Origin of the sequence: Bacillus cereus group sp. MYBK222-1 (assembly GCF_051916425.1) — a bacterium.
Taxonomy (GTDB): domain Bacteria; phylum Bacillota; class Bacilli; order Bacillales; family Bacillaceae_G; genus Bacillus_A; species Bacillus_A paranthracis.
Genome location: NZ_JBQAGP010000004.1, coordinates 58,342 through 74,377, shown reverse-complemented (window position 1 = coordinate 74,377; position 16,036 = coordinate 58,342). Strand labels below are relative to the sequence as shown.

The following is a 16,036-nucleotide window of genomic DNA, read 5'->3' as shown; positions in this document are numbered from 1 at the left end:
TTTTTGACTATGTGACACCTCCTTTTTATTTTAGAAACATTACCATAACCTTAATTTGATACAATATAAAACATGTATATTACAGAAAATCCCATATATTTGTTTTGTAATATTTTTTGGAGGTGATTATCTTGAGTAAAAACGTCAATTTACTTCTTCAAATAGTAATTGGAATTATCATTATGATCGCACCTATTCTCATTACAGGGACTATGTATGATGTCACGAAAACGATGGGTGACTTATTAGTTGCAGAACTTATTATAAGGACACTTTCCCTCATTATTGGACTTTTAGTTATTAGTAAGGCTTTATATCGTTATTCTCAATAGTTCTTCATACTAAAAACAGACAATACATACACCACATTGCCCTTGGCTGTTTGAACCATTATTACGAAAGAAATATAAAAAGACATCTTTAATCATAAAGATGTCTTTTTATATAAACCTTAATTTTCGTTCTGTAAAACTCCCTTTACTTCCACTCCCTTTTTCTCTTCTTTTAAGAACAACGATACGATAAAAGCAACGATGATAAAGATTAATCCAAGTGCAAATGCACCTTGGAATCCTGACGTTAAACCATTTAACTTCTCTACTGGGTCCATTGGGTTTGCGGAGCTTTCCATATACTGAGTTGTTCCTGAAGACATTTTTGAAATAAAGATAGCCGTACCAATTGCCCCAGCTACTTGCTGCAGAGTATTAAACAACGCTGTTCCGTGCGGATATAGGTCTGGTGTTAATTGATTTAAACCGTATGTTTGTGCTGTCATGACAAACATGAGTCCAACCATTAATACGCTGTGCATAATAATAATTTGTAACATTGATGTGTCAGGCGTAATGCCTTTAAATAAGAACATTGCAATCCCTACTAACACAATGCCGGGAACGATAATAACTTTCGGACTAAATTTATCGAATAGTTTACCTGCAATTGGTCCCATTATAGCGCTAATAATACTTCCCGGAAGCATGATAATTCCTGATTTAAAAGCTGTAACGAGTAAAACTGTTTGCAAGAACATCGGTAATAAGGTCATCGTTGAAAATAAGGACATCATCACAATGACAATTAATCCAACTGATAATGTAAACATCGGAACTTTAAATGCGCGTAATTCTAAAATTGGATTCTCAATTTTTAATTGTCGAACGACAAAAATACATAATGAGATAAGCCCAACAATTAAAGTGCCATATACTTTCGCATCGGACCATCCTAAGTCACCTGATGCACTAAAGCTATACACAAACCCGCCAAATCCTAATGTCGATAAAAGGATAGATGGATAATCTACTTTTGGTCTTGTTAACTCTGAAACATTTTGAATGTACTTCATTCCAATCATAATTGAAATGATCACGATAGGAATAACAATATAGAATAACCAGCGCCAATTTAATGAATCCACAATTACTCCAGATAATGTAGGGCCAATTGCTGGAGCTGCCATCATCACAAGTGCGATTAATCCCATTGTGGCACCACGTTTTTCAGGCGGACAAATAATTAAAATCGTATTCATTAATAACGGTGAAATTAACCCCGTCGCTACAGCTTGGACGATACGGCCAATTAATAAAACAGAAAATGTCGGTGCAAATCCCGCAATTAATGTACCAGCTAAAAACGTTACCATAGCGATCAAAAACATCTGTCTCGTTGTAAGCCATTGCTGAAGTAACGCTGTAATTGGGACTAAAACCCCAACCACCAACATGTATGCTGTAGAAAGCCATTGAATCGTTGAAGCTGTTACACCGAATTCTTTCATTAATACTGTTAACGCATTACCAAGTAACGTTTCGTTTAATAATGCAACCATTGCCCCTAAAAGTAATGCAATTAAAATGGGGGTATGTTTCATATTAGAAGTATCAACTTTGCCACTTGCAGGGCTCTTAGTTGTCATATTCATTTGCAGATTCTCCTCCTGTTTCTTACTTAAAAAACTTTAAATATACCTAAACACATGTAATATAATATACATATGTAGATTAAAAAGGGAGAATCAATTTTCAGCCACTGTATATTTAATCTACAAAAAAGGAGAATTGTAGATGAACGATAATGAAAAACAAATTGATTTACGTATTAGACGTACACATAAATTACTATGGGATTCCTTATTTGAATTAATGACGCAATCAAAACAGAAATATAGTACCATCACGATTAACCAAATATGTGATCGCGCGATGGTACACCGAACAACCTTTTATAAACACTTTGAAGATAAAGATGCTTTATTAGCCTTTGGATTTAAACGATACAGCAAGATGATTGCTGAAATACCCGTTTCAGATCGATTAAGTAAACCATTTCAAGTAATGGAACAATTTCTACACCATGAAGAACTCGGTAAAATATTAGAGACGCAAATGTCTGATGAACAATTTATTAACCGGACACAGTATTTAAGTCACGAAACGAGAAAACAAGAAATAGAAGCGTTATATCAACTGCGCAAAAATCATACGATGCCAAATGATTTAATCATTGAATTTTATTCAGGGGCAATCACCTCATTAAGCGCATGGTGGTTTAAAAATGAAAGAAAAGTTTCTGCGGCTGAAATGGATAGGTATCTCCAACAACTTATTAACCGAGATATTTTTCAGTTTGAAAAGGAATAAGACTACACCTTTTCAATCATGCAATCAAATTGACCCAAAAATAGGAATATGATATATTTTCCGTAGAATACTATATAAGTGTAACAGCGAATAAATTGGCATATAATAAAAAGAAGAGATGCGCTAACATCTCTTCCTTAACTCCTACCGTATAGGGTGGTGGTTATTATACGTTATTATTTTTTGTGAAACCCACCCTTTTGCTTCCTACGGCGCGGAGTGGGTTTTTTGTTGTCCTTATCTAGAAGTTGCTTCCGCAAAAAATACGCTGAAACTTCGCGCACAGTTGCTTTGACAAACTCTTTTACAAGGTCAAACAAAAAGTCCATATTATCCCCCCCTTTCCTTCCAAATGGAAAGAAGGGATAACCACCCACCCTCACAATACGCAGTTGACTTTATTTTATCAAATGATTGTAAAGATATTATGTAAATAAAACAAATGAAATTTTATATAGAAAAATATGAGTTTATATTATTTTCATTCTCTTCACTTAGATTACTTACTGCACATAGTCATACAGATTTTTCGCTAACAACAAACAAGTTACGGTAATGAAAAGGGCGCGAACATACCCGCTTCCTTTTTTTATAGCAAACTTAGAGCCAACAATCCCTCCAGCAATTTGAGCAATTCCCATTATGAATCCATACACATAGTTTACTTGACCTACATACATAAACATGAACAATGCACCAACGTTACTTCCTAAATTAAGAAACTTCGCCGTACCTGCTGCTTTTAAAAAATCATACCCAATGAATAAAAGAGCAAACATTAAAAATGAACCTGTACCAGGACCTAGAAATCCATCATAAAAACCAATAACAAAAATAAAAAAGGTAAAAATAATGACGTGTCGACCAGACAATTTTTTATGAGTGGAAATACTTCCCCAATCCTTTTTGAATATCGTATAAATAGCGACTGCACCAAGCATTATCAGCATCAATGGCTTCAGTACTTCTGGATTCATTAAATGAACGGTCCATGCCCCTATTATGGAACCTATGAAAGTGATTGGAAATAATCTTAAAGCCGATTTCAAATCAAGATTACCAGAACGATAAAACACAATATTACTAGTTGCACTCCCCATTGTTGATGCTAATTTATTCGTGGCTACTGCACTTGCTGGATTCAATCCTGTAAATAATAAAGCTGGTAAGGCGATCAATCCACCACCACCTACAACTGAATCAATAAATGCAGCCACAAACCCAAAAACAATCAAAATCATTAATACAGATGGGTCTAAATAAAAATCCATACTAGTAGCCTCCCCCTTAGTCACTATTGTAATAGTAACTATCAATTTGCTAAATGTAAAGAGTTATTGTAACGTTGAAATATAACAGCAAACATCGGAGGACAAAAAAGTGGACTACATAGTGCAACAGCTTAAAAAAATGGGTTTTAATGAATATGAAGCTAAATCTTATGTATCTCTTGTTAAACAGGGGCCTGTCACAGCCTACCAAGTGAGTAAAGATTCGGGTGTCCCTAGAGCGCGAATTTATGAGATTTTGGGTAACCTTGTAGAAAAAGGAATTGTCATGAAGGAAGAAATAAATGACACTACTCGCTATTCACCCCTACCCGTTGAAATCTTTTTACAGAAGGCTCAATCAGAATGGCAGTCTACTTATGAAGGAATTAGTGATTCATTAAAAAAACTAGAAACTTCTGAGGAGAAAACGGATAATCGAGTGATTACTTTAAAAGACAATCAAACAATCATTAGCTACTGTCAAACATTAATAAAAAAAGCAGAACGACGTATTGTCATTTCAATGTGGGATGAAATGTATGAAGCATTAAAAGAGGATCTAGCTGAGGTAGCTGATAAAGTCACAGTACAAGGCATTACCTTGCATGTTGAAAATCCTATTAAAAATCTAGAAGCCCATCGTATAACAACTTATACAGAAACCCTCTCTACAGAGCATTGGTTTATTTTATCAATAGATTCTAAAGAAATGATTTATGGACCATCACTTGAAGAGCGTAATATTGCTTTTTATACAGATGACCCCGTTCATATATACTTATTAGAGGATTATGTATGGCATGATGTTTTAGTAAATCGACTTGTCCGACGTAGCCAAGATGACTTGGAGCAGTGGATTACTGCGGAGAGACGATCTTTCTTTATGGGGAAATAAGAAACATATTCAAAAAATAAAGCATAAGTGAATACAATGGAACACTTATGCTTTATTTTATATGCAAAGTAATACTCAAGTCTTTTCACTATTTCCCCTCCACAAACCGACCAAACTCCTTCATAAACCGCAGCTTAAAACTCCCCACAGGTCCATTCCGATGCTTCGCCACATGAATCTCCGTCATCTCTTTCTGCTTCGTTTCCTTATCGTAATAATCTTCGCGATACATAAGCATAATAACATCCGCATCTTGCTCAATTTGCCCTGTCTCTCTTAAATCAGATAAAAGAGGACGCTTATCTTGACGCGACTCTACAGAACGAGACAATTGCGACAATGCTACTACACAAACATTTAACTCACGTGCTAATAACTTAAGTTTACGAGAAATCTCACTAATCTCTTGAAAACGATTGCCCTTATGCTTCGGATCGCCCGTAATAAGCTGCAAATAATCTACAATAATTAAAACCTTTTTATCACCGTGCTTCCTCTTTAACTTACGAGTTTGCATCCAAATATCTTGCACCGTAACCCCTGCATTGTCGTAAATCTCAAGAGGTAACTCACCAATCTCCGCAAACGCCTTACTCACCCTTTCCCAGTCTTCCATCGCAAAACGATGCTTCGGATTTTTCAGCCTACCTCCTGACACTTCACCTACGCAAGAAGCCACCCTTTTCAATAATTGCTTACTACTCATCTCTAACGAAAACAACCCAACCGCCGCTCCAGACTTCGCCGCATGCAGTCCAACATTTAGCGCAAACGCAGTCTTTCCCATAGAAGGACGCGCACCAAGGACAACAAAATCACCTTCCTGCAATCCGCACGTCATTTTATTTAGCGATGTATAACCCGTCTCAATACCAGTAATCTCTTTCGCATCTTGATGAAGCTCTTCATATAAATCAACTAGCGCATCCTTCAAATCAAACTCACATACACAGTCCTTCTCCTCTAACTCACAAAGTGCCGTAATCGTCTCACCAATAATTTTCTCACTCTTCTCCGCAATAAGACGCTCTCCCATCTTGTGCCCAAGAACACCCGCCTGATACATTTTCCAGGCACCTCGAACAAGCCCCTCATAATAAGAGAAGTTGGCAGTTGTAGGCACACCATCCATTAACCCTATAAAATACTCCATTCCCCCGATCCCCTTCAAAAACTTCGGATCCACTCTAGAAGTGAACGTCACAAGATCAATCGGTTGCCCCTCATCTTCCATCTTTCGCATTAACTGAAATATAGACTTATGCACCGGCATAGAAAAATACTGCTCCGTCAAACGGCACTCCTTAATAAGCTCTCCATCAAGTAATAGAGAGCCTAACACCGTCTTTTCCGCCTCCACATTTTGAATACTCATGGACGCCACCCGCGCTCCGCTAAAAAGCGCTGCAACTCTTCCTCAGACGGCGTATTCTTCTCCCACTCCTCACACCTCGCCAAAAACTCCTCCGTCTCCCCCGTACTAACAGACGACCCCTTCTTCCGGAAATTCGCAGCATCCGCCTCAACCTCAGACACTTTCGTAAACCCTTTCCCGTACCAACCACGCAAAATCCCCTTCACATAAGCCATCTTCCGATTTTTATTCTCATACGAAATTTGAAGAGCCTTCAGCACCAGCTCCTCTGACAAATCATTCATCCATGCATTCAATTCCTCCACCGTAAAAGGAGACAAACTACCAAAATGTTGCTCATAAAACGTGAACACCTTACTTCCCGTCTCTTCCTGAACAACCTCTTCTTCCTCTACCTCCTCACAAGCCGGCTCTACATCATCCATAGCCAAATCACCAGGCATACCGAAATGCGCTAACAGCATCGGAACATTCATCTCCTCCTCTACGCACTTCTGAAGAAACATATGTACAAACTCCTTATTCTTCACACCCTTAAGCTCACGAAGCACACACTTCTCCACATTCGTATTTGTTACCGGATTATAACGAAGCCAATTCAAAACGAATAACTCCCGCGTATCCGCATCATAAAGAATCTTTCCATAATCAACAAAGCGTTGCACAAGCTTATCAACAGTCTCCCGATTATAACCCGTCTCCATCTCAGCTAACCGCTTCGGAAAAGGAAAAATCCCGCATTGTGTCGTCTTCGAACAAGTTAATAAGTACACATAAAAATACCGCTCCTCCGGCGTCAAATCCAAAACAAAATCATCCTGCCAAAAATTCACCTGCACAGTACGATACACCGCCATCCTAATTCCTCCCGTCCTAATTCAAAAATGAAAATTTCCTCTTTGTACTATATATAGGAAGGAGGGCTGGGTTTTTGGCGTGTTATTTCAAAAATTTTTTCGACTCCTACTACGGTGTTTGTTGGTGTTTTTGTTTTGTTATGTTTTTTCTTAGTGATTTATTACTTGGTAGGGGCTTGTAAGGGGCTTAGGAGGGGCTAGTTATCGGTTACTTCGATTAGGAAGATTCGATCTGAGAAGCCGCCTCTTTCTTCTGCTTTCTTTTTACGGATGTTGTTGATTTCTTCTAGTGTTGAGCCTTCGTGTTCGGCTAGGGCGTTGATTAGTTCTAGTAGGTCGGATAGTTCTTCGAGTTTATGCGGTTTTGTTTTCGCTTCGATGTATTCTGTTAGTTCTTCTTGTGTTTTTTTGCAGATTTCTTTTATGTATTCGTCTTCGGGTAGGATTCTTGTTGTAGGTGTTTTTCCGTTAGTTTTTATTATTTGTGGGATTTTGTTTCTGATTAGTTTGTTGTAGGTTGGCATGGGATTTCCCTCCGTTTGGTTTTCTTCTATTATAATGGAAAAGCAGTTTAACTAGGTGTTAAACTGCTTCATTGCTTCTTTTATATAGTTTTCTTCTTCGGTTGTGAAGAGGGTTGGGAATTCGGATAGTGGGAGGTTTGATTGATTAATTATGTCCTCTATATTACTTTGAGGAATATCAAGGGAATTTGTTATCTCTTCTATTACATTGAAAAATCCCTTCAAAGTAACTTGAACTTCAGGATGACTCGGATCTTTCTCTTCTACCTTATACTTTTTCAACTTCCCTATCACATCCATAAATCGCTGTTCAAACTTTTCTTTTAGTTCCTTATCATTATAAAAAGCTCGAACACTATCCGTTAAAAAGTGTTCCTCTAACCATTCCTTATTTTCTTTCTCCCATATAAAAGTTTGCAAAAATGAAGAAAACAAAGCGACATCCACTCGTTCTTCCTTTTGAAACTTCTTCGTCATCTCATCCATATGCGAAAGTACCTTTGTAATTCTTTCTTGCTCTGCCAAAAGCAATTCCCTTTGAAAATGTATTTGTCTTAAAAATTCTTCCGTCTCTATATCACGCTGCAATATAATATTTTGAATTTCCCCAAGCGAAAAACCGAGATGCTTAAACGATTGAATTTGTTGCAGCACATACAAATCATCTTTCGTATATAACCGATGCCCACCTTCAGTATAATCGCTCGGCTTTAATAAATTAATCTTATCATAATAACGAAGCGTCCGCACCGTAACATCCCCAACACTTGCAAACTCACTAATCATCCACGCCATACCATCACCTACTCCGATAACTTCTCTTTCACATACTTAAGCATATGAGAAAAACTCATCTCATTCTGCCTACAATATTGAAACAAACCTACAACAAGTAATAAAAAAGGAACATTCCCTCTATAACGATTTTCATACTCACTAATACCATCATAAAAGTACTCATACTTTCTTTTTCGTAAAACAATATAAATAGCAATAAACAACACTACAATCATAATAAAAATTCGCTTCCCCCTTATCTCCACTTCTTGTTTCATCACCTATTCTCCTTCCACCGCATACTTATCTTCTTTAAATAACGGTATTCGAATGAAATAGCGATATGGTTCGTCGCGTATTACTTTCCACGCAACAAAAATCACTTGAACGACCTCAAAGGCAAATACGATCCAAAATAAAATATCACTAATACGCGAACTAATATTAAATAGGAGAAAAATTAACAAATGAAAGTTGAACGCCTTTCGGCAATGATATTTGTACACCTCACTTTTACGTGCCAGTGTGATGTACATGAGTAGTGGTGAAAAGATTCCTATCGTGGCTGAGAGTAGTAGCATGATGATGGTGTTTCTTTTTTCTTTTGTGGTGGTTTTCATGGTTGGTTTGGTCCCCCCTTTTGATTTGTCTTCTTTAGGTTAGGGGGTGACGTTGGGGGAGGTGCAAGAATGAACTATAATTTGTTATAAAAAATAGACACAATGGAACCTCTCACATACTCCATTACGTCTATTTATCTTATTAAAAATTAATTATCTATCAAAAAACATTTTAAATACATACTGTAGCCAAAATAACATACATGTAATAAACATCCCAAACGCTATATTTTCATTAAATTTCTTAAAAATAACATTCCATTTAACAACAATATATTGATTCACAACACACCAATAGAGGAGAAATAAAATTGAGATACCGGTCAAAAGAATCATAAATTCCAACCCCCTTCCTCCTTTCAATTTTATGATTCTCTTATTATACCCTCCACTAAATTAAAAGATTAACTATACACTTACTCTTTTAATACTAAAAATTTATCTAGTTGCGAATTCCCTCATCTTAATCCCTATGTAAATCACTTAAGAAGTTTTAAAAAACTTGACAAGGGGACCTCCTACTTTTTTAATTTTTAACTATACTTATACAAAAACCACCTCAAACAAATATACCGTCCAAGGTGGTTTTCATCTTACTATTAAATTACTACTTCAATCTATCCTGCAACGCACTAATATTAATAATCACAGGACTACCCGACTTCAACGTACCATCCTTCTGTAACATTGGCCCAGAAGTGATACATTGACCTTTCTTCAATGTTGCAAGTCGTTTTTCCCACTCTTTTCGTACAGCTGAATCTTGAGCAAGGTTCGATGCAATAGCACTAATTTCATTTTCTGGTGGCATGAAATACACTTTTTGACTGGAATTCTGTAGTCGTGAAATTTCATCCATTGTAAATTGTCCTTTTAATGATTGTGTTGCATACCAACCTGACCAACCAAATTTTCTTCCTTCAGTTAAAATTTTGGCACTTGGTGATTTTTCTCTATGATCAAGATTTTGCGCTTCATCTAATATAACTGGGAATGGTTTATTTTTGTCTCCATGGTGTAATTGATAGTTCCAAATATCCCATAAGATAAACTCTGTAATCATGAGCTGTACATCTCTATTAAAGCCCGTTAATTGTACAATAAACACTTTACCTTTTTGGTTCAGTATGTCCCCCCAATTATATACAGCATTATGATTAAATGGATTCTTATCAATAAACGGCTTAATTTGTGACCTTGCTGTTTTAGCCGGCCCAGAAGTATCCTCTTCTAATTCTGCTAATAAATAATTTAAATTCATACCTTCGCCATATTTATCTAAACCGCGCATTACCGCCTCATATATAGCGTTTTGTTGCTGAATGCCTAAATCTTTATATACAGCTGAAAATACACTTTTAATTCTTTCAGCAACATCTGTATTATCTTCATCGATATAAATTCCTTCATCCAATTCTTTTTGATTTCGCTTAAATGGATTTACTGGGAATTTATCTTTTGCTACTAGGAATTGTTCAATATTGTCTTGGAGTTTCTCTTTGAATTCCGGTTCTAACTTAGAATTCTTGAATCCATCTGTGTAGTCAAATATCATACTAGAAATTCCATTTTGCGCCAGCTCAAGTAGTAAACATTGAATGAAGTAACTCTTACCTTGTCCTGATTTACCCGAAATTAAAATATGTCTATTTGCTAGCTCTGGATTTCCGAATTCCCAATATATTTCTTGAGTCGATCCCTCTACTGTTCCTAACAAAACGCGGATGTCTTTTAATTCTTTTGTTCCTTCCGTTCCTTTTTCTTCCCTTTCTTCTTCAGAATGAGGTACAGTTGGAACGACTTTATTGCTAGTTTTTTTTAACACTTGATTAGAATCATGATTCTGATTCAATAATCTATCTGGATTAATATCAGTTCCACCCGAATGGATTTTCATTTTGAGTGCTTCAATTTCTTCGATTACGCCTTCATATCCATCCTCTTCGGTTAATTCCACTAATAAAATATCTTCTTCTATTTTGATGGATCTCCATGATTGTTCCTTTTTGAATGATAAAATTGCTCCTTTTCCAATTTTATCATCCAAATGTCCACTCATTTCGTAATCATCATTTAATAATCTTTTCTTTAGTTCTTCAATTTTCTCATAAGATTTTTCTGGCCAAATGTTGTTTGCAATAAATTTCTCAGCATTTGCTAGCAATAACTGTACAAAGAAGTTTCGGAAAAACTTATGTTTAAATACATGTAAACCATCTTCACTTGTTTTAGAAAGTTGCGTATCAAATAGTTGCTTAGTAGCATTAATTTGCTCTTTTGCTTTTGCAATAGCACTTTCTTGATTTAAGCCGATTTTCACTTCCACTGGATAATAATGCACTGATAATTTATCATCTTGCATTTCTACTCCGATTAAAAGTAAATCGTCACTATGTGCACCTTTTCCACCTAGATTCTTCGCAGAAAATACACCTTCACTTTTCGTTAATTTCACCGCTCCAGCAACACGCAATATTTCTTCTAATGAGATAGGAACCCATAAAATATTCTCATGATCTAAAGCACTTAATATATACTTCACAGCTGAAATAATACTTAACTTTTCTCTTGAGAATTGTCCCTTACTTCCTATAATTCGTAGTAACCACTCACCATTTAAACTATTGAAAGCTCTAATAGCTGTATTAATTTTTTCAGGTGTCGATACAATTTCTTTTTCCGCTAAATACTGTTCAATGACCGCTCGGTATTGTCTTGCTTTATCCGTTACTGTAATTGCATCATACTGGCTTGATGAAGAATATTGATCACTATAATGAATAACCAATAAATTACGTGATGAATCTTGGAAGAAATCTAAACCTACATTAGGTTCAATAAATGTTACCCAATAAGAAGATTCATATAAATGTTCTAAAACTTGTTCATCATAGGTAGATGTTCTCGTAACAATTGTTTCGTTCTTACGATAAGGGTTTGTACCATCGTTATTTAAATTACTTCCTAATTCATTCATTCCTCTAGCAGTTTGAATTAACAAATGTTCATTATTCAATACATTTTTCAATCCAAATCCTGTACGATAATCTACTTCTGTACTAATAGATGATAGAGATGATAACATTCCATTTAAAGATAATCCTGTTTCAATATCTTCCATTGTACTTTTCGCATGCTTCTCATTTGAAATCATTTTATAGAATGAAATATGAGCGTAACCATATTCTTTCGTACCAATAAGTTTATAATAGAAAACATTTTCTCGAATCAGCCTTAATACGTCTACAGCATCGAGATTCTTTGATGCTAACGATAACTCAAAGAACTCCTCAAATTTTTGAACATCATCATATAGAGAAAATTTTTCAAAGGCGCTTAGTATATTACTCTCATGATATAAAGCAACCTCTACTGGTATAATTTTGGACGGCCCTTTTTTATCTATCTGCTTCTTAATAAACTGTACTAAACCTCTTACAACTTCTTTATCATTATTTATATTAATCACATTGATTCGTATCGGAGACTTAGATTCTTGTAAAAATAAGTATTGGAAATGTTCCACAAATTGTTGAAGCTTTTCTTCAACTACATTAGCTAAAAATGCATTAGATTCTCCAATCGCAACCTTATGAAGTGGTTCATAAACAGTCCATTCAGGCGCTTCATTTTGAGAAACTGGTCTATACAACTCATCATTCTGTCCATATATATATGGCAATAGATTGTTAGGATGCAGACGATTTAAAATATGCATCTCAACTACTTCGTTTTTAATTTCATCATTAACACTTAACTGATAGGCAACATTAAGCGGATGCAACGGTGTTAGTATGACCCTTTGTTCCTCTTCAATAACTCCCAATTTAAACAGATTCTTTTCTTCTTCTTTTAACATTACATTTTCTTGTATATGAGCAATGCTTTCATTAAAAGTCTTCAAATATCTTATAGATAGGTCTCTTAATTGATCATCCACAAAACAAAGACTAGGAAGCGTATTATTAAACTTATAGTAATTTAATAATTGCTGATACGCATCTCTCAATGACGGGTTCATTAATAATTCAACCTTATTTAGCCCTGATACCCCTCTAACTGCAAAAGCGATTTCATTTTCAATCCATACTCTCTCGTCTTGTAAATAATTTCGAAATCCTTCTCGTGCTGAAAATTCCCTTGCACCTTGTTTTAATTTATTTGTATCAAAGTTATATTCAAAGCTTTCTTGATGTTCTCTTTTTAATTTCCATACCCTTTCTCCTGATACTGGAACAGTCTTTGCAACTTGCTCTCTAATAAGAATAGGAATTAAAGAGGTTTCAATTTGAACAGAAAATGATAAGCTATCGTCATTCCATGCAGGAGAAGATTCAGAGACTTCAAAACTTCCACCTTGCCAATCTATAATCTGTGCATCTTCCTCAATAAATACTTCTTCTGGCTCATTAGAAATATCTCCAAAAATAATACGTTCTTCAGCTTTATTCATAACTACGTTTTTCTTATTTACATTTACTTCATAAATTGTTTGAAGCGATTGTAAAAACGCGGCTTCACATTCTACAACAGCAATATGAAACTCATATTTCGACTTAGATTGCATCTTATGCGTATATACAACTTTATGGAATGAAGTCACATTTTGCTTATGCGTTAAACTAACCGTTAGTTTTTTCCCAGCTATCCCACAGAAACCCTGTGAATTTTTATGAATGTATTCCTTCTTCAACTTTTCTTCAAATTCAAAGTTCAGGTTGATATCTTCTATCTGTGTAGGATTAAAAACGAGAATATGGCGTTTACGTCTCCCAGCCTTTGTCTCAGCTTGTGCTTTTTCCCAATATAGCAGACCTTCTTTTGAATATTTCTTTGGTGATTCGATATATTCTAATGGGCGATCTATCTCAGTCATTTTGTCGTAAGAATCTTTAACAAGAACATAATCCGCTTGCTGCCAATCTTCTTTCTTCAGGCGAGAAACACCTTTCTCATCAAATAATTTTTCTAATTGACTCTCTAAATGTTCATACTCGTGCATCTGTTGCACTTTCTCAAAGAATGAAGCATTTTCTTCTAGCCTTTTTTTCATTTGAGCTGAAGTAAATTGATTTAAATTTTCATCATAGAAAATACCTAGATTAGAATAATCTTCTCTCGCAATCTCTTGTTTTGATAAAAATCCAAGAATTTCTTCATAATCCCAAAGAGATGGTCGCACAATTGTATCATCTAATTTTTTACGTAAATAAAATGAAAGTACTTCTTTCTCTTCTTTATTTAAAGAAGAAGTTTCAATTTCTTCTTTTAATGTTTTCAAAATTGATTTTACATTAAATGGCATACCTTCTTTTTGCAAATCACTGCTACCACCCTTAATACTGTCCAGTGTCTCATGACATATACTAAGTAAAGCTGTTTTCTCCCAAACATCCTTTTGTTCACCGACTTCATTACGAAGTGTTACTAAAAAGTCCGGAGTAACATTTGCCGATGTAGTCGCAACAACTACTTTCATCTCCTCTGAAACCTTAATAGCAATCGTTTCGTATGGAGTTCCCTGCTTATGCTGATAATAAAACGCCTGCGATAAATCTTGTTCTTTTAATGTGTCATAAAATGCTTGTACTTGTTCATGATTATCAAATTGAAGGTAAAATCGCTCTCCACCTCTAAGGTTTTCCGATTGTAAATAATTTATTAGTTTATCTGAAAGATAATTATAAAATTGGTTTAACATACTGTGCATCACCGCTATCACTTTTTTTGTCTATTAAATTCAGCTTATCAAATAACTGTACAATTTCTTCTTTTGAGTAACGATCGAAGAATAAACCTCTAGCCTCTAAATCTATAAATACTTGCTTCAAAGGTTTTCTTTCCTTTTTTAAACTCAATGCTGTTAGTAGCAATAACATATCTTGACTAATATTAAGCATATAACCAAGTGAACCTCGAGTTTTTAAGAAATATTTTTTCCCAACCTCTTCTATTGATAAAGAGTATCTATGTCGCGGCCCTTGCATCGTATCTTTTTCATAGGCTTCTTCTATACTACGGAATAAGGATTGTACAAGCGTATCATATTCTAATTCTAAATTTCCTTCATAAGCCCCAAGACCTAAATGTCTTCTATATTCCATAACCCAATCACAAAGCATCTCTAAAAATACTTTTTTATCCTCATCGGATAATTGCTCATATGTTTCCTTTAATTCAGGATAGCCACCCGCTTTTTCTACTCCCATTAGGAAATTTAAATGTTCTAAGCAATTAATATGTAGTAGTAAATGTCTACCTGTATCTTTAATCATTTGATAACCATGAGTATAACCTTTTCTATTCTTACTCGTAGACTCCCAGTCAAGTGTAAAATAAACTTCGTTGTTCTCACTAAAGTTCGCTTTCCCAACTTGTGAAAGCTTTAAAGTCAATTGAGTAATATATAAAAAGTAATAATAACTAAGAAACAAATGATAATGAGTTCTAAAATAATCTTTATGTTCCGCTAAAAATTGAAAATCTTCTTTGAATAGCTTTGAGATAAATGGAATTTGATTAATATAAGGACGGCGTTCTTTTTCGTCGCTCTCCAAATGATTTAATTGTTTTAACACAAGACGTGACATTAAATCTGTTGAATCACTTTTTCCAAAAATCTCTTCTACGGTTTCTTTTTCACCTAATAGGACGTCTAAAAGGAATCTAGCAATATCTTGTTCTCCTTTTTTATCAGCCTTATCACTTAATGGTAAATATTGAAACAAATGCAAATGAAAAATTTTAATTGTATTGTCACTATCCTGCAGAAAGGTACGTAGTATTTGTTCAAATTGCGACTTATCTTGCTTTGATACATCAACAGATTTACTAATCTCTCCAATAAGTTCTTCTAGATTAACTTCCATTTTTAACTTATTTCCGCTGACTAGACGCGTAAACTCTCCTAATACTCCCTGAAACCCTTTTGCGAATTTTGCCCGCTCTGTTCCTCGGGTAGAGAAAGGTAACAGAGGAGCTTTTTTATTTATTGTATGTTTTAATCCTAACTTTTCTGGTTTAATACTCAGCGAGTTTTTCAAATCCTCTAAATTCTCTCTTACAATCATTT

14 protein-coding genes are annotated in these 16,036 nt (G+C 35.1%); 3 read left to right on the top strand and 11 right to left on the bottom strand.

The window, feature by feature from the left end:
* Positions 1-131 precede the first annotated feature (131 nt).
* Positions 132-332 (top strand): hypothetical protein, encoded by a 201-nt coding sequence (locus ACTFR9_RS19070; protein ID WP_000042279.1) that lies wholly within the window; start codon positions 132-134, stop codon positions 330-332.
* A gap of 119 nt (positions 333-451) precedes the next feature.
* Here ACTFR9_RS19070 and ACTFR9_RS19065 read toward each other — a convergent pair whose 3' ends face one another.
* Positions 452-1,927 carry an MDR family MFS transporter gene (locus tag ACTFR9_RS19065; RefSeq protein WP_001057542.1) on the bottom strand — a complete coding sequence of 492 codons (1,476 nt, stop codon included), beginning with the start codon at positions 1,925-1,927 and terminating at the stop codon, positions 452-454.
* A gap of 142 nt (positions 1,928-2,069) precedes the next feature.
* On the opposite strand from ACTFR9_RS19065, the gene ACTFR9_RS19060 reads away from it, so the two are divergent.
* A complete protein-coding gene (locus ACTFR9_RS19060) occupies positions 2,070-2,645 on the top strand; it encodes a TetR/AcrR family transcriptional regulator (RefSeq protein WP_000999280.1) in 576 nt (191 codons plus the stop codon).
* Positions 2,646-2,821: 176 nt separating this feature from the next.
* Here ACTFR9_RS19060 and ACTFR9_RS19055 read toward each other — a convergent pair whose 3' ends face one another.
* Together ACTFR9_RS19055 and ACTFR9_RS19050 are read right to left on the bottom strand one after the other, a co-directional pair.
* Positions 2,822-2,974 (bottom strand): hypothetical protein, encoded by a 153-nt coding sequence (locus ACTFR9_RS19055; RefSeq protein WP_000346675.1) that lies wholly within the window; start codon positions 2,972-2,974, stop codon positions 2,822-2,824.
* A 174-nt stretch (positions 2,975-3,148) separates the two neighbouring features.
* Positions 3,149-3,916, bottom strand: a complete 768-nt coding sequence (locus ACTFR9_RS19050; RefSeq protein ID WP_000348464.1) for a TSUP family transporter — start codon at positions 3,914-3,916, stop codon at positions 3,149-3,151.
* 109 nt (positions 3,917-4,025) lie between these two features.
* Between ACTFR9_RS19050 and ACTFR9_RS19045 the strand changes: the two genes are divergently transcribed.
* Complete coding sequence (locus ACTFR9_RS19045; protein WP_000384630.1) at positions 4,026-4,811, top strand: TrmB family transcriptional regulator; 786 nt, start codon at positions 4,026-4,028, stop codon at positions 4,809-4,811.
* Positions 4,812-4,899: 88 nt separating this feature from the next.
* Here ACTFR9_RS19045 and dnaB read toward each other — a convergent pair whose 3' ends face one another.
* From dnaB to dptG, 8 genes are all read right to left on the bottom strand, one after another.
* On the bottom strand, positions 4,900-6,186 hold the full coding sequence (dnaB, locus tag ACTFR9_RS19040; protein WP_000027333.1) for a replicative DNA helicase: 1,287 nt from the start codon (positions 6,184-6,186) through the stop codon (positions 4,900-4,902).
* Positions 6,183-7,043 (bottom strand): DnaD domain-containing protein, encoded by an 861-nt coding sequence (locus ACTFR9_RS19035; protein WP_000312207.1) that lies wholly within the window; start codon positions 7,041-7,043, stop codon positions 6,183-6,185. The genes dnaB and ACTFR9_RS19035 overlap by 4 nt, the downstream gene beginning before the upstream one ends.
* A 197-nt stretch (positions 7,044-7,240) precedes the next feature.
* On the bottom strand, positions 7,241-7,567 hold the full coding sequence (locus ACTFR9_RS19030; protein ID WP_001143689.1) for a nucleoside triphosphate pyrophosphohydrolase: 327 nt from the start codon (positions 7,565-7,567) through the stop codon (positions 7,241-7,243).
* A 51-nt stretch (positions 7,568-7,618) separates the two neighbouring features.
* Positions 7,619-8,362 (bottom strand): MerR family transcriptional regulator, encoded by a 744-nt coding sequence (locus tag ACTFR9_RS19025; protein ID WP_000312433.1) that lies wholly within the window; start codon positions 8,360-8,362, stop codon positions 7,619-7,621.
* Between the two features lie 8 nt (positions 8,363-8,370).
* Complete coding sequence (locus tag ACTFR9_RS19020) at positions 8,371-8,622, bottom strand: hypothetical protein (protein ID WP_000808320.1); 252 nt, start codon at positions 8,620-8,622, stop codon at positions 8,371-8,373.
* A gap of 3 nt (positions 8,623-8,625) precedes the next feature.
* Complete coding sequence (locus ACTFR9_RS19015; RefSeq protein WP_000859136.1) at positions 8,626-8,964, bottom strand: DUF4870 domain-containing protein; 339 nt, start codon at positions 8,962-8,964, stop codon at positions 8,626-8,628.
* A 607-nt stretch (positions 8,965-9,571) separates the two neighbouring features.
* The gene (dptH, locus tag ACTFR9_RS19010; RefSeq protein WP_000934167.1) at positions 9,572-14,665 is read right to left on the bottom strand and encodes a DNA phosphorothioation-dependent restriction protein DptH; all 5,094 of its coding nucleotides are present in this window, start codon (positions 14,663-14,665) and stop codon (positions 9,572-9,574) included.
* Positions 14,646-16,034: a DNA phosphorothioation-dependent restriction protein DptG gene (gene dptG / locus ACTFR9_RS19005; RefSeq protein ID WP_000637017.1), complete on the bottom strand. Its 1,389-nt coding sequence runs from the start codon at positions 16,032-16,034 to the stop codon at positions 14,646-14,648. Before dptG ends, dptH begins: the two co-directional genes overlap by 20 nt.
* Positions 16,035-16,036 lie beyond the last annotated feature (2 nt).